Source organism: Streptomyces ureilyticus (assembly GCF_011045025.1).
Classification (GTDB): domain Bacteria; phylum Actinomycetota; class Actinomycetes; order Streptomycetales; family Streptomycetaceae; genus Streptomyces; species Streptomyces ureilyticus.
Genome location: NZ_JAAKZX010000085.1, coordinates 22,669 through 38,937 on the forward strand (window position 1 = coordinate 22,669; position 16,269 = coordinate 38,937).

18 protein-coding genes and 1 pseudogene are annotated in these 16,269 nt (G+C 68.6%); 9 read left to right on the forward strand and 10 right to left on the reverse strand.

Going from position 1 to position 16,269, the window contains the following annotated elements:
• Positions 1–17: 17 nt before the first annotated feature.
• The 7 genes from G6048_RS24935 to G6048_RS24965 form a co-directional block, all read right to left on the reverse strand.
• Positions 18–1,121, reverse strand: coding sequence for an ABC transporter substrate-binding protein (locus G6048_RS24935; RefSeq protein WP_165341824.1), 1,104 nt, complete (start codon positions 1,119–1,121; stop codon positions 18–20).
• A gap of 77 nt (positions 1,122–1,198) precedes the next feature.
• Entirely contained in the window at positions 1,199–2,170 is a 972-nt protein-coding gene (locus tag G6048_RS24940; RefSeq protein ID WP_165341825.1) for a succinylglutamate desuccinylase/aspartoacylase family protein, read from the reverse strand.
• 18 nt (positions 2,171–2,188) lie between these two features.
• Positions 2,189–3,325, reverse strand: coding sequence for an N-methyl-L-tryptophan oxidase (solA, locus tag G6048_RS24945; protein ID WP_165341826.1), 1,137 nt, complete (start codon positions 3,323–3,325; stop codon positions 2,189–2,191).
• Positions 3,326–3,369: 44 nt separating this feature from the next.
• Positions 3,370–4,512, reverse strand: coding sequence for an N-methyl-L-tryptophan oxidase (solA, locus tag G6048_RS24950; RefSeq protein WP_165341827.1), 1,143 nt, complete (start codon positions 4,510–4,512; stop codon positions 3,370–3,372).
• Between the two features lie 381 nt (positions 4,513–4,893).
• Positions 4,894–5,553 carry a beta/alpha barrel domain-containing protein gene (locus G6048_RS24955; protein ID WP_165341828.1) on the reverse strand — a complete coding sequence of 220 codons (660 nt, stop codon included), beginning with the start codon at positions 5,551–5,553 and terminating at the stop codon, positions 4,894–4,896.
• Between the two features lie 43 nt (positions 5,554–5,596).
• Positions 5,597–6,586: a 4-hydroxythreonine-4-phosphate dehydrogenase PdxA gene (gene pdxA / locus G6048_RS24960; RefSeq protein ID WP_165341829.1), complete on the reverse strand. Its 990-nt coding sequence runs from the start codon at positions 6,584–6,586 to the stop codon at positions 5,597–5,599.
• Positions 6,583–7,776 carry a four-carbon acid sugar kinase family protein gene (locus G6048_RS24965; RefSeq protein ID WP_165341830.1) on the reverse strand — a complete coding sequence of 398 codons (1,194 nt, stop codon included), beginning with the start codon at positions 7,774–7,776 and terminating at the stop codon, positions 6,583–6,585. The genes pdxA and G6048_RS24965 overlap by 4 nt, the downstream gene beginning before the upstream one ends.
• Positions 7,777–7,886: 110 nt before the next feature.
• Here G6048_RS24965 and G6048_RS24970 point away from each other — a divergent pair, with 110 nt between their 5' ends.
• Complete coding sequence (locus G6048_RS24970) at positions 7,887–8,789, forward strand: LysR substrate-binding domain-containing protein (RefSeq protein ID WP_165341831.1); 903 nt, start codon at positions 7,887–7,889, stop codon at positions 8,787–8,789.
• 236 nt (positions 8,790–9,025) lie between these two features.
• Here the strand turns inward: G6048_RS24970 and G6048_RS24975 are convergent, their stop codons facing one another.
• Entirely contained in the window at positions 9,026–10,057 is a 1,032-nt protein-coding gene (locus G6048_RS24975; RefSeq protein WP_165341832.1) for a hypothetical protein, read from the reverse strand.
• A 144-nt stretch (positions 10,058–10,201) separates the two neighbouring features.
• On the opposite strand from G6048_RS24975, the gene G6048_RS24980 reads away from it, so the two are divergent.
• Both G6048_RS24980 and G6048_RS24985 read left to right on the forward strand, forming a co-directional pair.
• Positions 10,202–10,360: a hypothetical protein gene (locus G6048_RS24980; protein WP_328826898.1), complete on the forward strand. Its 159-nt coding sequence runs from the start codon at positions 10,202–10,204 to the stop codon at positions 10,358–10,360.
• Positions 10,348–11,298, forward strand: a complete 951-nt coding sequence (locus G6048_RS24985) for a hypothetical protein (RefSeq protein ID WP_165341833.1) — start codon at positions 10,348–10,350, stop codon at positions 11,296–11,298. The genes G6048_RS24980 and G6048_RS24985 overlap by 13 nt, the downstream gene beginning before the upstream one ends.
• Positions 11,299–11,451: 153 nt before the next feature.
• Here G6048_RS24985 and G6048_RS24990 read toward each other — a convergent pair whose 3' ends face one another.
• Positions 11,452–11,667 carry a hypothetical protein gene (locus G6048_RS24990; RefSeq protein ID WP_165341834.1) on the reverse strand — a complete coding sequence of 72 codons (216 nt, stop codon included), beginning with the start codon at positions 11,665–11,667 and terminating at the stop codon, positions 11,452–11,454.
• 63 nt (positions 11,668–11,730) lie between these two features.
• Here G6048_RS24990 and G6048_RS49850 point away from each other — a divergent pair, with 63 nt between their 5' ends.
• The 6 genes from G6048_RS49850 (at position 11,731) to G6048_RS25015 (ending at position 15,725) form a co-directional block, all read left to right on the forward strand.
• Complete coding sequence (locus tag G6048_RS49850; protein ID WP_328826900.1) at positions 11,731–12,045, forward strand: Ku protein; 315 nt, start codon at positions 11,731–11,733, stop codon at positions 12,043–12,045.
• The gene (locus tag G6048_RS49855; protein ID WP_235990263.1) at positions 12,038–12,400 is read left to right on the forward strand and encodes a Ku family protein; all 363 of its coding nucleotides are present in this window, start codon (positions 12,038–12,040) and stop codon (positions 12,398–12,400) included. Before G6048_RS49850 ends, G6048_RS49855 begins: the two co-directional genes overlap by 8 nt.
• Before the next feature lie 85 nt (positions 12,401–12,485).
• Positions 12,486–12,848 carry a MerR family transcriptional regulator gene (locus tag G6048_RS25000; RefSeq protein ID WP_165341835.1) on the forward strand — a complete coding sequence of 121 codons (363 nt, stop codon included), beginning with the start codon at positions 12,486–12,488 and terminating at the stop codon, positions 12,846–12,848.
• 46 nt (positions 12,849–12,894) lie between these two features.
• Positions 12,895–13,911: an NADPH:quinone oxidoreductase family protein gene (locus G6048_RS25005; protein WP_165341836.1), complete on the forward strand. Its 1,017-nt coding sequence runs from the start codon at positions 12,895–12,897 to the stop codon at positions 13,909–13,911.
• A gap of 9 nt (positions 13,912–13,920) precedes the next feature.
• A complete protein-coding gene (locus G6048_RS25010; RefSeq protein WP_165341839.1) occupies positions 13,921–14,922 on the forward strand; it encodes an IS481 family transposase in 1,002 nt (333 codons plus the stop codon).
• Between the two features lie 44 nt (positions 14,923–14,966).
• The gene (locus G6048_RS25015) at positions 14,967–15,725 is read left to right on the forward strand and encodes a transposase (RefSeq protein ID WP_165341837.1); all 759 of its coding nucleotides are present in this window, start codon (positions 14,967–14,969) and stop codon (positions 15,723–15,725) included.
• On the opposite strand, the pseudogene G6048_RS49860 reads toward G6048_RS25015, so the two are convergent.
• Positions 15,664–16,057, reverse strand: a pseudogene (locus G6048_RS49860) (dihydrofolate reductase family protein); the annotation flags it as partial. The gene G6048_RS25015 and the pseudogene G6048_RS49860 overlap by 62 nt on opposite strands.
• Positions 16,058–16,269 lie beyond the last annotated feature (212 nt).

A 16,269-nucleotide genomic window follows, 5' to 3' on the forward strand; every position in this document is an offset into this window, starting at 1 on the left:
GTGTGGCGACACCGAATTCAGCCGCGAGCCCACTCCAGCCAGCGCTTGGTGACAGCCGATTCGTTCTTCAGCCACCAGTCGATGTCCGCGTCGAAGCCCTTGTCGTAGTACTTCGGCGCACCGGACAGTGCGTTGCGCTCGTCCTCGGTGAGCTTGTCGTAGGCCAGCGGGGAAGACGGGTTCGAGGGGAAGGCCTTGGCCAGGTTGGCCTGGATCTCGGCACGCAGCGAGAAGTCCATGATCTTGTAGGCGTTGTCCGTGTTGGCCGCGCCCTTGGCGATGGCGTAGCCCTGGAACTGGCGGCGCATGCCGTTGAGCTGCCGCTCGACCGGGGTGCCCTGCTTTTTCATATCGGCGACCCGGCCGTCCCAGACGGTGGACATCGTCACTTCCTGGCGGCTGAGCAGCACGCCGGGCAGCGGGCCGCTGTCCCAGAACTTCTTGATGTGGGACCGCAGCCGGGTCAGCACCTTGAAGGCGCGGTCCACATCGAGCGGGTACAGCTTGTCCATGGGGACGCCGTCGGCCAGCAGCGCGAACTCCAGCTCGGGCAGGTCGCCGTCGGGGTGGACCATCGCGCGGTCACCCTTGAACGCCTTGGTGTCCCAGAAGTCCGCCCACGACTCGGGCTTGCGGCCGCCGAAGGCATCGGTGCGGTACGCGATGCACTGACCGTAGAAGCTGTTGCCGATGGCGTGGTCGGTGATCTGGTTCTCGGGGATCTTCGCGCTCTTCACGCTCTTGACCCGGTCCAGGTCCAGCGTCTCCAGAGCGTCCTGAGCAACATACTTGTAGTGCGACATCATCGCGTTGTTGATGAGGTCACACTGCGGGCGGCCCTGCTTGATCTGGGCCAGCAGCGGAGCGTCGTCCAGGTTCAGCACTTTGACACTGATGCCGGTCTCCTGGGTGAACGGCGTGTAGATCGCCTTCTGCAGGGCCGCCCCGTAGGAACCGCCACTGTCGCGGACGACCACCGTCTTCCCGCCACCCTTACCCGAACCGGACGACACGCGGCTGGTGCCGGTGCCGCAGGCGGCGAGCGAAGGCACGGCGGCGAGGGCGGCGAGGCCGCCTGCTCCGCGCAGGAGCGCTCTACGACCGATCTGGGCATTAGTCATGACAAATCTCCTGGAAGTAGGGCATGGGGACCAGCTCAGTGGGATGGGGGCGGTTCAGTGGGCGGGTAGGAGGTCCGTCAGTCGTGGGGGGTGGCGATGGCGGCGAGGTGCGTGCCGGGGCGGACGGAGAGCCCGTTCATGCAGTAGATGATCGTTCCGGTGGAGACGGCGGCGACCTTGTGCTCGGCGCCGTCGACCGGGTCGATGATGCGGCCGATGGTCTGCCCCTCGGCCACCTCGTCACCGGTGGCCGCGTCCGGGTACCAGAGGCCTGCGACCGGAGACTCGACCTCGCCCGTCCAGATCCAGTCGCGCGGCTGCACGGTCACCGGTGCGAGGTGTTGCGGCGCCTCGATGACGCCGAGGTGGTGCAGGAGCCGGTACAGGCCGTCGAGCAGCCTGCGCACGGTGGCGGGGTCACGGTCGCCGAGTTGCCCGGTCTCGACGAGGATCGCGGGGACACCCTGCCGGTTCGCCGCGGCGTGGCTGTTGCCGCCGTCCGGGCTGGTGCCGAAGATGACTCGCTCGTATCCGACCGCGTGGGCCATCGCCTTGATCTTCCCGCCCAGCTCGTCGTCGGAGGTCAGTCGGTAGCCTACGAAGTCGAGCAGATGCTGGTCGATGCCGCCGCTGTGCAGGTCCACGTAGGCGTCGGCGCCGTCGATCAGGTGCTCGAACAGCCAGGCCGCCATCCGGTCGGTGGGGCCGCCGTTCTTGTCGCCGGGGAAGACGCGGTTGATGTTGACGCCGTCCAGCGGGGAGATGTTGAGCCTCCCCCCGTAGACGGCCGGGGGGTTGGCCACGGGGCAGATCACCACCTGGCCGGCGACCTCGTCCGGTTCCAGCAGCCCAGCCAGGCGGGTGGCGGCGTCGACGCCGATGAACTCGCCGCCGTGGACGCCACCGGTGATCACGACCCTGGGGCCGGGTCGGGATCCGTTGACGAGGATCAGGGGCACCTCCACTGTCGTGGTGCCGAGGTCGGCGGGCAGGCTCCCGCGGGTCTTCTGGCCGGGCTCGGCCCTCAGCAGGCCGATGGTCAGCGTCATGGCTTTCCTCGTTCGGGCTCAGGCCGCGGTGCGGCCGTTTGTGGTGATGAAGTCGATCGGCTGGGAGGTGCGGCCCTCCAGGGCGAGGTCCGCGGCGATGTCGCCCATGGCGGGCGAGATCTTGAAGCCCTGGCCGGAGAAGCCGGCCAGCAGGACGATGTCGTCGCAGCCCGGCAGGGGGCCGACCAGCGGCCTGGTGCTGTCGGTGTAGCCCTCCATGAAGACGGACAGGCGCACCGGATCGGGGTTCAGGCCGGGCAGGTGGCGCCGCACCGCCGTGGTGAAGGACTCCAGTTCCTCCGGTGCGACGGTCCGGTTCAGTCGGTTCGGGTCGTCCACGGGCTTGTGGTGGGGCTGGGGCAGGCCGAGCTTGACGGCCAGGCCGTCCGGGGACGGGATGCCGTAGAAGGGGATGTCGCCGCAGCGGATGAAGGCGGGACGCTCGGCGTCTGCCGGGTGGTCCTCGTGGGGCAGGAACCAGGCGCTGATCGCGCGGTAGACGTTCACTTCCCACGGCAGGCCGGGCAGCAGGTCGCCCACCCAGGGGCCGGGGGTGACGACTGCGGCGTCGAAGCGCTCGGTGTCGGTGTCGGTGCGGATCTCCACGCCTCCCCCGGGGACGGGAGTGACTTCCCGCACCGGGGTGTAGCGGCGGATTTGGGCCCCCAGTTCCTCGGCACGTCGGGCCGCGGTCTGGACCGTCAGCTCGGGGCGGATGAAGCCCGCGTGGGAGTCGAGGACCACCAGGTCTCCGTCGTCGACGCGGAACTGTGGGAAGCGCTTGGCCATCGCCTCGGCGTCGATCACCTCGTGGTCGAGGCCGTGCTCGGCGATGCCGTCCATGACGGTACGCATCTCGGGGTCGTCGGCCGGCCCCATGACCAGGGCTCCGGTCAGGCGGCGCAGTTCCCGCCCGGTCTCCGCCTGCAACTGCTTCCAGAGGGCGTCGGCGTGCCGGACGAGCGGCACATAGCGGCCGTCGTGGGTCTGCACGCTGCGGAAGACCCGGGTCTCACCGCCTGCGGCGCTGCGGTCGTGGCCGGGGGCGAAGCGGTCGTAGGCGACGACTTCGGCGCCCCGTGCCGCCAGCCGCCAGGCGGCCTGGCTGCCCATCGTGCCGGTACCGACGACGGCGACACGTCTCCTACTGGCCATGTGGTTCTCCTTGTCGCATGTGCCGGATGGTGGTGGGGGACAACTCAGGCCGCGGCGCGGGCGGCGGTCGAGATGAAGTCGACGGGCTGAGGCGAGCTGCCGTTCAGCGCCAGGTCTGCGGCGATGTCTCCATAGGCCGGGGAGAGCTTGAAGCCATGGCCGGAGAAACCGGCGAGCAGGATCACGTTCTCGTTGCCGGTCCCGGGCAGCGGACCGACCAGCGGGCGGCTGCTCTGGGTGTAGCCCTCCATATAGACGGACAGGCGGGTCGGGTCGGGGTGCAGGTCGGGCAGGTAGCGGCCGATCAGTTCGCTGTAGATCTCCAGCTCCTCCGGCCGCACCGTCCGGTTCAGCTGGTTGGGGTCGCCCGCGGGCTTGTGCAGGGCCTGGGAGAGGCCGAGCTTGACCGACACCCCGTCCGGGGAGGGCAGGCCGTAGCAGTGGGTGGGTGATGTGCGGATGAAGGCGGGGCGCTCCTCGCCGAACCAGGCGTCGGTGGTGGGCACGAACCAGGCGCTGATCAGACGGCGGATCTCCACCTCCCACGGCAGGCCGGGCAGCAGGTCATTGACCCAGGGGCCCGGGGTTACCACGGCCGCGTCGAAACGCTCGCTGCCGGCGTCGGTGCGGATCTCCACGCCGTTCGCGACGGGAACCATCTCGCGGACCGTGGTGTAGCGATGGATGACGGCGCCCAGCTGCTCGGCGCGGCGGGCGGCGCTCTGAACGGTCAGTTCGGGTCGGATGAAGCCGGCGCGTCGATCGAACACGACGGCGTCACCGTCTTCGAGCCGGTACTGAGGGAAACGTTTCGCCAAGGCCTCCGCGTCGAGCACCTCGTGGTCGAGGTCATGCTCCGCGATGGACTCGAGGACCGTGGCCATCTGCTGTTCCTCGGTGGACCCCATGAGCAGACATCCGGTCAGTCGGCGCAACTCACGGCCGGTCTCCTGCTGCAGTTGCCCCCAGAGGGCGTCGGCGTGCTGGAGCAGCGGTACGTACCGGGTGTCCTCGAAGTGTGCGCTGCGGAAGACGCGGGTCTCGCCACCTGCGGCGCTGCGGTCGTGGCCGGGGGCGAAGCGGTCGTAGGCGACGACTTCGGCGCCCCGTGCCGCCAGCCGCCAGGCGGCCTGGCTGCCCATCGTTCCCACGCCGACCACGGCGACGCGCTTCCTCCCAGCTGACACAGGATTTCCCTTCGTATCGCCGGGCCGCAAGCTGGGTCCCGAGCGCGAGGATGCTTGGTGGCGACTTGGAGGGGGCGCGCCCTTGGGGCCCCCACGCTCGCATTCGTCCCAGGTTCGGGGATCCACCCAGCCCTCGGACGCTTCGTCGTGCCACATCTTGGCACACCATGCTGGTATTTGGCACAGAGAGTGGCAGCGGCTTAGGGGGAGTCAAGAGATCTAGCCGATGGCCGTGTGACTCGACCTCACCCCGCCCGTGACCTTCCTCGGTCCTCGTGCCCGGGCGGATGCCGCTGCGTCCCGGACGGCGAAGCGGTGACCGCTCCCGCACGCACGGGGCGCTCTGCGTCGCTTCTTCTGGGGCCCCGGGGGCGGCTCTCGCTACAGGCCGACCACGGGGGCCAGTTGGGATCGGATAGTCCCTGCGTGGGGCTGAAGGGAGCCGTCGAAGGCGGCGGATCCGATGGTGAAGGCGTCGGCTCCGGCTGTTGCGAGTGCGTGTATCTGGTCGGTGCTGGTGATGGAGCCGGCGATGACCAGGCGGCCGGTGGTGGCGGCGCGGGCGGCGCGGACCAGGTCGAGGGGGTCGGCATCGGTGGCGCGGTAGGCGAGGAGGTCGATGCCGGCGCAGCCGGCGGCTTCTGCCTGTCGGCAGTCGTCGGTGATGCGGTCCGGGGTGCCGGCGAGGCGGGTGGGGTGGCCGAGGGGTTCTCCGGCGAAGGGCAGGTAGCCGATGAATGTGCCGTGCAGGAGATCGAGGGTCTCCTTGATCCAGGTACCGCCCATCAGCCAGTCGACGCCGAGTTCGGTGGCTGTCCGTACGGAGGCAAGGGCCTGGTCCCGGTCGGTGCTGACGACTTCGAGGTAGGTGGTGGCGCCCATGTCCTTGATGCGGGCGTGTAGTTGGGAGAGGGTGTCGCGGTTGACGCCGATGTCTTTGAATCCGATGTGGGTGATGCCGAGGTCTTTGATGGTGTCGAGGACGTCGAGGCAGTCGGTGACGGTGCGGTCGTTGCGGGTGAGCATGAAGATGAAGTCCACGGTGTCCTTCGGCTTTCTGTTCCGGGTTGGTGTGAGTCGGTGGTCAGGGGCGGGCCGGTGTCCCTGAGGACAGGCGGTCGGCGTGGGTCAGGGCGGTGAGCAGGCTGGTGTGGTCGGCCGTGCCGAGACCTGCGATGTCGAAGGCGGTGCCGTGGTCGACGCTGGTGCGGACGAAGGGCAGGCCGATGGTGATGTTGACGCCGTGTTCGATCCCGAGGTACTTGACGGGGATGAGGCCCTGGTCGTGGTATTGGGCGACCACGGCGTCGAAGGCTCCGGCGCGGGCTCGCATGAAGACGGTGTCGGCGGGCCAGGGGCCGCTGGCCTGGATGCCTTCGCTCTGCGCGGCCTGGATCGCGGGGGCGATGATGTCCAGGTCCTCTCGGCCGAACAGGCCGTTCTCCCCTGCGTGGGGGTTGAGGCCGGCGACGGCGATGCGCGGGGCGGGCAAGCCGCCGCGCTGGAGTGTGCGGTGGGTGAGGCGGATGATGTCGAGTTCGCGTGCGGTGGTGATCGCGTCGATCGCGGTGCGCAGGGACTGGTGCACGGTGACCAGCACGGTCCGCAGTTCGTCGGTGGCCATCATCATCGCGTAGTCCTTGGTGCCGGACAGGTCGGCGAGGATCTCGGTGTGCCCGGGGTAGGGGACGCCGGACATGCGCAGTGCTTCCTTGTTGATCGGCGTGGTAACCAGGGCCCGCACCTCGCCTGCCAGGGCGAGCTGGATACCGCGGCGGACGTACTGGAAGGACGCCGCTCCGGCGCGGGCGTCGAGCGTGCCCCAGCGCAGGTCGGCCGGAAGGCCGTCCTCGGTGAGGACGTCCACCGTGCCGGGCGCGAACGCCGCCTGGTCGACGGATGAGATGGGGCGAAGGGTGAGGTCCGTTCCGGCGACCCGGTCGGCGCGGGCGAGGACGCCCACGTCGCCGATGACGACGACGGGCACGGTGCGCCGGGGATCGGCGCACGCCTTGAGGGTGATCTCGGGGCCGATTCCGCAGGGGTCGCCCATGGTGATGGCGATCGGGGTCATGCGTGCTCTCCTGGGGCGAGGGGATGTCGGATGAGGTGGCACAGGCGCAGGAGCATGGCGTCGTCGCCGAAGCCGCCCGCCTTGATCAGCACGGGGAGGGGGAGCTGCCCGAGCAGCGTTCCGCGGGCGACGCCGGGCTCGGGTTCGTCGAGCAGGGCGATGCCGGTGGCACCAAGGATCTGGAGCACGGTCGCGGCCGTTTCTCCCCCGGTGACGATGAGCGCGTCGACCCTGTGCTCTTCGGCGAGAGCCTGGACGACTGCTGCCAGAGAGCGGGCGAGTGCTCGCGCGGTCTGTGGCGTCTGGCGTTTGTCGGGTGTCTGGAGGGTGAGGACGGGGGCTGTCAGGCCGCGCAGCGTCTCCACTGCCGAGGCCGGATCGCCGCTGACGGTGACCCCTTCGACATCCGCCCGGGCGCGGAGCGCGGCCAGCTGCCGCCGGGTCGCCGGGTTGGCACTGCCGACGACGATCAGCGGGCGTCGGGCGGGCGCGGGCACCGAAGCAGCGCTGCCGGCAGCGCGTGCGCACCTTCGGGCCAGGGCGGCCGCCAGACCTGGGGAGCCGACCCACAGCACGTCGTCGAGTCGCGGCACCGCTGCGACCAGGCGGTCGAGGTCGCCGTCTTCGGCGGCGGAGTAGACGATCAGGTCACCGTTGGCGATCAGTTCGGGCAGCTCGGCTGCCCGGTCCGGCTGACTGAGAACGGCCTCCGGGAACAGCACGGTGAGGTCCGAGCACCGCACGGGATGTACCGGGTCGCGGGCATAGTCGCTCTCGTGGACCGGTAGACCCCGCACGTACTGGGCCCCCTTCACCGTCACCCTCCCCTCCGCGGGGAAGGCAGGAGCGATGACGACGGCCCGCCTCCGCGATCCCGCCCATGCGGCCCGGACCTCTGCCGCGACATGACCGCGCAAGGTGGAATCCACCGTCTTGAAGAGCAACTCTGAGCCGGCAAACAGGCGGGCCGCCCGCCACGTACTCGAAGCGGCAGCCTCCTCGTCCAGCACCCGGCTCCCGAGGTCAACCGCACTCACGCCCACGGCGTGCCCCGGCATGCCTGCCGTGGTGGTGAGCAGGATCCGGGCGTCGTGACCGGCCTGGCGGAACGGCGCGGCACCGTCCCCGGCGCTGGTGAGGTCATCCGCCAGGATGGCGATGCCCGACAGCTCGTCGTTGCGGAATGTCATGCCCCACCTCTCCGTCAGCCACCCTTTACTGTGACCGGATCAATAGTCATTCAGCTGAAGGAGCAGGACAAGCGATTCATTCTCACAGGACCTGTGAGTAAAGTTCACGCATGCGATGGTCAGCCCTTCCTCCTCTGAATACGCTTCTGCCCTTCGAAGCGACGGTCCGGCACGCGAGCATGACCGCGGCGGCACAGGAGTTGCATGTGACGCACGGCGCGGTGAGCCGACAGGTCCAGAACCTGGAGCGGTCCCTTGGGATATCACTGTTCGAGCGGCAGACACGCGCCTTGCGCCCGACCCCGCAGGCGCGCCAGCTGGCGGCCGTCGTCAGAGACGCACTCGATCAGATCGATGCGGCAGCCCGGCAGATCGCACACCGCACACCCGCAGGACCGCTCACCCTGTCGTGTGAGCCCACACTCCTGATGCGATGGCTCATTCCCCGGCTCCCCGACCTGGCCGTGAACGTGCCGGACGTCGCCGTCCACCTGTCCGCAGCCGGCGGCCCTGTCTTCTTCGAGCGGGACAACATCGACCTCGCGATCCGCCGGGATGACTTCCCGTTCCCCGAAAAGGTGAGCTGGACCCGCCTGTTCGCGGAGAGGATCGGACCCGTCTGCCGGCCCGATCTCGCGGCCCGCCTGACCGGCGCCGCCGGCGTCTCGCAGGTAACCCTTCTGCATACCAGCACACGGCCGCAGGCGTGGGACGACTGGCGACGTATCACCGGCATGAAAGCAGAGCCCGCCTCCCAGCAGACCCTGGAGCACTTCTACCTGACTCTCCAGGCTGCCGCGGCGGGCGTCGGGGTCGCGATCGCTCCGTATGCCGTCGTCCGCGACGACTTGGAGCGGGGCCAACTCGTCGCACCCTTCGGTTTCGTCCCCGACGGCACCAGCTACCACCTCCTCAGCCGTCAATCACCCGAGCAAGACGGACGCGTCCGCCAGCTGACGGCATGGCTGCGAGCCAAGACGAGCCAGCTCGAGAACGATTCCGAACCAGTGTGACGACTGGACCATCGGACCTTCGTTGTTTGGCGTCCTGTCAGGTTGCTACCCGCAGCAATACCGGATCTACTGCGGCAGAGCCTCTACCGCCATCATCGCGAACTGCGGCGGACGATTCCGGTCGCCGGAGTGAGGTATACGCATTCCCTGCGCCAGCAGTAGCGCGTGGTGCGGCCGATCGACAGGTGCGGCGTGGACACCAAGGCCCCTTCCCACGCGGCTCTCGTACCGTCAGCCTAGAACCGGACACGCGGTGGCCTGCACGCTCTGCTCACATCGCGTGCCGGTGCGACCCCGTAACGCGGCACGGTGGGAGGCACATGGCGAATCTGCTCCTGTGGGACATAGACCTGAGGGACCCGCATTGTGCAGGGTGGCCGTGCACTGACTCGGCCGCGGCCGCCTATGCCGGCGGAGGCCCCCGACCAGGACAACACGCCCGACCGCAACGCTGGGGGCGGCAGCGGCAGCGGCAGGGCGGCCGGCCCGAAGGGCTCCAACGGCTCTGGCAAGGGCGTAGGCACCGAGTCCGGCGAGCGGGAGTCCGTCGACGGCCGCAGCGCCCGCGAACAGGACAGCAAGCACCAGGAGAACGCGGAGAACGCGGAGAACGCCAAGGACTCGGACAAGTAGAAGAGGCAGGAGCAGGACAAGGAGGAGCAGAAGAAGAAGGACGAGGAGAACTCCCGGCAGGAATCCGTCCGCGAGAAGGAGGCACAGGAGAAGAGGGACGACCAGGAAGCGGAGGGGAAGGAAGAGAAGAAGGAGCAGGAGGAGTCCGGGGGAAGGACGAGGAGGAGCAGAACAAGGAGGGCGAGAAGGACTCCGGCAGCCGCGAGGAGGAGCGCGAGGCCGGGAGGAAGGAGGCCGAGTCCACCGCCGAGCGGGAGCGGGAAGGCGAGGGCGACGAGGAGAACCGGAAGCAGAGCGCGAAGACCTCCGGCGGCATCGACGGCAGCGAGGCGGAACCGGGCGAGAAGGACCGCCAGGGCGGTCAAGGCAAGGACGACGAACGCGCCGCCGACGAGGACGACTCCGAGGACGACGAACCTCTTGGTCTGGAAGAGAACGGCGAGGACGAGGCCGCCGACCTCGACGACGCCGGGGATGCCGGACACAAAGATGACGAGCAGGACACCGGACGGAGCGCCTGGGACACCGAGATCAAGCCCCAGGACCGCCTTCCCGAGGGCGACTTGGATATCTCCGGTGTGCAGCCCCTCCGAGACGCCCACGCAGTTCGACGTGGAGAGCCAGTCCGCTCCCATATCCCGGGCCTGGAGCGCGGACGCGGACGGAGAGATCAGAAACCGGGCCGGCTGGGATGCGCGGGTTTCTGGCGCGGGTGAGGCTGGTGCCATGTCCGAGCGCCGCGTGATCGTCTACCTGCCGTCGGAGACTGGCGGCCGCAGGTGCGCATCGACGATCGGATCCTCGGCACCGCGTACAGCCTCCACGACCTCACCGTGTTCCTGCAGAACGCCGGCCTGACCGGCGGGGACGAACTGGATGTCGCCGAGTCGGGGTTGATCGAGTGGCATGAAGGCGGGCCGGAGGTGTGGGAACCCTGAACACGCGCAAGGCCGTGCGGGGCGGCACGGAGCCGGATGTGGAGGCCGTTCTCGACGAGCTCTACGCCACGCCGCCCTCCGCCTTCGTCGCCCGTCGTGAGGAGCTGGCTGCCGCGGCCAAGACGGCCGGCCGCGTGGAGGACGCCCGCCGGATCCATGCAGCCCGCCGCCCCACCCTGGCCGCCTGGGCCGCGAACCTGCTGCTTCGCTCTCAGCCAGAGGAGAGCCAGCAATTCCTCGAGCTGGGACGGGCGTTGCGCGAGGCCTACCGCACCCTGGATACCACCGGGATCAAAGAGCTCTCCGCGCAGCGTCGCCGCATCGTTTTCGCCTTGTCCCAGCAGGCCGCCCGGTTCGCGCAGGAGGCCGGGCATCGGCTGTCGGACACGGTGCAGCAGGACGTCGAATCCACCCTGCGCGCCGTGCTCGCGGATCCGGACGCGGCCGACCGATGGGCCAGCGGCCGCTTGGAGAGCGCCCTCACCCCGTCATCGGAGTTCCCCTCCGGCACCGCACCCGCCCCGGCGGCCCGCGCTCCGCAGAAGCCGGCCCGACAGACGGCCCCGCCGCCGACGGCCCGGACGCGGACGAAGGCCGACGAACTCGCCGAACGGCGCCGCCAGAAGCAGGAACGGCTCGATCAGGCCCGCAGAGCAGCCGAAGAGGCCGCGCAGCGGCTGCGCGACAAGCGCGCCGAACAAGCCGACGCCGACGCGGTACTACAGCGGGCCCGCGACCGCTACGCCCAAGCGCAGCAGCAGGTGGCCGCTGCCGAGCAGCAGCTGCAACAGGCGCGGAAGGAGCTCCAGCGAGCCGACCACGAGCAGGATGAAGCCGGGAAACGAAGCCACGCGGCCGCTGACGCGCGCACCCAGGCTGAACAGGCGGCCCGCGATGCTGCCCAGGAGGTGAAACGCCTGACCCCGCGCAGCACGTAGGCGGCATCCCGGTACGCAAGCGGGCCCACCGGGAGGGCGGGCCCGTACGGAGGTGTCTGTGCCTGGTATGCCACCAAAGGATCAGCAGTGTGATCGTGGGCGGGGAGCTCGGGAACGTGAGGTCAGGGCCATCGCCGAGCGCTACTGCTCTGTTCAGCGCTCCCAGTTGTCCGGCCCGTTGCCCCGCCACTCGATCAGCCTGGACTGCCGGACCCAGGCGTCGTCAACGTCCTCCAAGCCCGAGAGACGCAGGAACTCGACGATGTCCAGCAGCCCGTACGCCATCCCGACGAACCGATCATCGACACGAACTCGACGGCCACCGTCCTCGGCGGGCGGGTAGATGACGATCGGCTGTGCGCTGGCCATGGCACCAGGGTGCGGGCCAAGTCGTGCGCGCGCATGCGCAGCGCCCGTGGCGTCCGTAGGCTCGTGCTGGACCACAGCATCCGCTTCCACCAGTACCACCTGGAGGACATGGGCCGTCTCCGGGTGCGCAAGTACTGCGAGGTCGAGGACCGTGAGGTCCCGACCGATGAGATCGGCAAGGGCTACGAGCTGACCAAAACGCAGGTCATCCCGATCAGCGACGCAGAACTGCAGGAGCTGCACCTGCTGACCGCCAAGGCGATCGAGATCGAGGTCTTCGTGCCGTTGGAGTCCATCGACCCCATCCGCATCGCCGAGGGCTACCGGAATTTCATTCATAGTGCATCGGCCTTCAGGACTCTGCTGAGGAATGCGTGATTCGAGCAGGGCCCGCGAAGACCTGGAAGGCGAAGACTTCCGCGACACGTACAGCGACGCATTGGCGGAGACCATCCAGGCGAAGCGCGAGGACAAGCCCCTGCCCAAGGCTCCCGAGCGTGAGGCGCAGGGCGGCCAGGTGTTCGACCTGATGACCGCCCTCGACGAGTCCGTGGCCAAGGCCTCCTGCGGCGAAGAGCCGGCCGACGTGCACCAGCTGCCGAAGAAGGTGACGGGCGCGAAGAAGTCGACGGCGAAGAAGCAGTCCGCCAAGAAGACGGGTGCGCAGAAGGCCGCTGCGAAGAAGACGTCGGGGCGCTGCGTCCGCGGAGCGCCTAGATGTTGCGGGACATGAGGTTGTTGACGCCTGAGCAGGTTCTCAACTCGTCGCAGCGAGTGCTGGAAGACTGCGGTGCTCCTGGACGTTGGCTGCAGGTGTGATGATCAGCGAAGCTTCCAGAGTCAGCGGTGTGAGCGCGCGATCGTTGCGGCACTACGAGGATGAGGGCCTGATCGTCCCTGGCCGTTTCAGCAATGGATTCCGCGACTACTGCCAGTCCACCATCGATCGGGTGCTCGTCATCCGCTCGCTGCTGGAGTCCGGGCTGCCCGTGCGGTTGATCAGGGAAGTCCTGCCCAGCCTCACCGATGGATCCGATGCCAGCACCGACGTGGTGTGCACGGAGTTCCTGAACGAGGTGCAGAGCTATCGCGATCGGCTCGCTGCTCGCATCGCGGTTCTCAGCGATCAGCAGGCGGCACTCGACGTCTACCTGCGAGAGGCCCGCCGTACTGATCTCTGACCGCCGCTTGACCTTGACGCAAGTGTCAGACTCCTACGTTCGGTGCATGGAGATCAACGAGCAGCAGCAAACCGCTGAGCAGACGATACGAGCCCTGGTCCAGCGGTCGCACCGGGGACCGAAGGATCTGACCCTCACGACCGATCATCGACGCCCTACCCCGGGGCCAGGCGAGTACCTGATCCGCGTCGGTGCCGCCGGGGTCAACTTCGCAGACGTCATGCAGACCCATGGCACCTACGGAGGAGGCCCGCAGGCACCCTATGCGGCGGGCTTTGAGGCCGCCGGCGAGATCGTGGGTGTCGGCCCGGAGGTCGACAGCCCGCTGCAGCTTGGCACGCACGTCATCGGAGTCGGCCCGGGCGCCTTCGCGCAGTACATGACGATGCCGGCCGCGGGTGTGCTTCCCGTGCCGTCCGGCTGGAGCGACGCCGAAGCCCTCGGCCTGGTGCTGAACTGGGCCACCGCCTTGGCGGCACTGAAGCCGCTGGGCGACATCAAGACGGGTGAGGTAGTCCTCATACATGCCGCGGCTGGAGGCGTCGGGCAGGCCGCCGTCCGCCTCGCCCGCCACTACGGCGCACGCGTGATGGCCACGGCCTCACCGGAGAAGCACGATACCGCCAAAGCGCTCGGCGCCGACGAGATCCTGGACAGCCGACGCCCTGATCTGGCCGAGGAGATCACCCGCCTGACCGGCGGTGTCGATCTGGTCCTGGAATCAGTGGGACAGGCCACGTTCAAGACCAGCCTGTCCGTCACCAACCCCTTCACCGGACGCATCGTTGTGTTCGGCGCCGCCTCCGGCAACGCCACCCTGACCACCCACGACCTGGTCTTCACCCACCAGGTCCAAGTCAAGGGTCTGCACATCGGTGCACTGGCGGTCGCGGCCCCGTCGCTCTACCAGTCGTTGCTCGTCGAGATCGAGGCCCTCATCGCCCACGGCGTGTACGCGCCGGGCACCCCCCGGGTTCACCCTCTGGCTGAGGGGGCGATGGTGCTGCAGGAACTCGAAGCGGGCCAGACCCGCGGCAAGCTCGCCCTCGATCCTTGGCGTTAGGGAATGCCTGTGCTTCACCGCAATGCCCCACTGTCTCCCGAGGGGCGGCTGCGACTCGTGCAGCGTTGTCAGCACCGCCCAATCGCCCACGTGGCGGCCGAGATGGGCATCTCCCGTGCGTGCGCGTCGAAATGGGTCAATCGGTACCGTCGGCACGGTGAACTCGGTCTGCTGGACCGTTCTTCAACACCTCGACGCCAGCCGACGGCGACGAGCTCTGCGGTCGTGGCCAGGATCGAGGCACTCCGCCATGCCGAGAAGTGGTCCGCGTCCCGGATCGCATTTGAGCTCCAGGCCGAGGGGATCACGCTCAGTCGCCGCACCGTGTCGCGGCATCTGCACGCCCTCGGCCTGAACCGGCGCCGGTTCATCGATCCCAGCGGCGACACAAACCGGGAACCGCGGAGGATCATCGCTCGCAGTCCGGGACACATGGTCCACATCGACGTGAAGAAGGTCGGCCGGATCCCGGACGGCGGCGGCTGGCGAGTCCACGGACGCGGAAGCCACCAGGCCAAGACCGTCGAGCGCCGCAAGAACAAGGGTGCACGCGGCGGCTACGTCTACCTGCACTCCGCCGTCGACGGCTTCAGTCGGCTTGCCTACACCGAAGTGCTGCCCGACGAGAAAGCTGCTACCGCCATCGCTTTCCTGCACAGGGCTAGAGCGTGGTTTGCAGCCCACGGCATCGCCCACATCGAAGGCATCGTCACGGACAACGGCGCCTGCTACCGCGCCGGCACGTTCGCCCGCGCCCTGCTCGGCGCGCGTCACCAACGCATAACTCCGTACACACCTCGCCACAACGGCAAGGTTGAGCGCTACAACCGGATCATCGCCGAAGAGTTCCTCTACGCCCGCAGCTGGGTCTCCGAAGATCAACGCAGCGACGCCCTCAGCGTCTGGAACATCCACTACAACTACCACCGACCCCACGGTGCAGCTGGAGGACAACCGCCAGCTTTGCGACTACGCGCAGGCGTGACCAACGTCCTGGCCTCATACACCTAGAGGTTGTCCCGTAACCGGTGGTGCGGTTGGTGCGTTGGCTGGGCATGGGTGGGGTGATCTCAGCAGATGATCCGAAGTGGATCGAGCCGTTCTCGGGTCTGACCGAGGTGCAGTTCGCCAGGCTGGTGGCGCTGGTGCGGCGTCGCGGTGGTGACGTGCAGCGTGGTCGGCCGTGGCGGTTGTCCTTGGAGGACCGGGTGTTGCTGGTGGCGACATACTGGCGCACGAATCTCACATTGCGGCAGGTGGCGCCGCTGTTCGGGGTCTCGAAGTCCGCGGCCGACCGCATTCTCGATCACCTCGCGCCGCTGTTGGCGATCTCCCTGGCCCGCCGGCCGCGTAAGGACACCGTCTACATCGTCGACGGCACCCTGGTGCCCACCCGTGACCGCAGCGTCGCCGCTTCCAGCAAGAACTACCGCTACTCGACCAACCTGCAGGTCGTCATCGACGCCAACAGCCGCCTGGTCGTGGCCATCGGGCTCCCGCTGCCCGGCAGCCGCAACGACTGCCGGGCGTTCACGGAGTCCGGCGTCGACCGGACCTGCCGCGGAGCCCCGACCATCGCCGACGGCGGCTACCAGGGAACCGGCCTGCTCATCCCGCACCGCAAACGACGAGGCCAGAGCCACCTCAGCCCACAGCAGGAAGCAGAGAACGCCGTCCACCGCCGAGCCCGTGCACGGGTCGAACACGCCCTGTCGCGGTTGAAAAACTGGAAGATCCTGCGGGACTGCCGGCTCAAGGGCGACGGAGTTCACCAGGCCATGCTCGGCATCGCCCGGCTCCACAACCTGGGATAACACACACCCCATACGGGACAACCTCTAGCGCCACGCGGTAGCGGAGGTAGACGACTCTCGAGCTGAAGGTGCGAGTCTCGACGAGTCCGAGATCCACCCGGCGCTCGCGCTGAGGAAAGAACGGAATGCCCCCGCCGACCAGCACCGGGTACGCCCTGGCCCGGTGCTGGTCGATCAGCCCCAACGCGGCCGCCGATTGCGATGTTGCCGTCCCGGCGCTCGGCTCGCAGCCGCGCGATCTCCTCCGCCAGGCCGCCGGAGACCAGGCGGGTATTGCCCTGCACCGCCGACAGCGTGGTGGAGAACACCGCTTTTGGAAGCGGCTTCCAGATCGTTCAGCTGTGGGTGTGCGCTCTGGTGCCAACGGCGTGAGCATGAGGGTATGAACGCGCGTCTCACGGTGTCCCGCACCGTCGCCGCAGCTGTATTGCTCGTGGTCATGGCCGCCTGTACCGACAACTCCGACCAGGCCTCCACGGAAGGAACCACAGCCGTCGGCGCGGTCTCCGTGCCGCTCACCGCCGAGGCGCGTACGGCTGAGGCG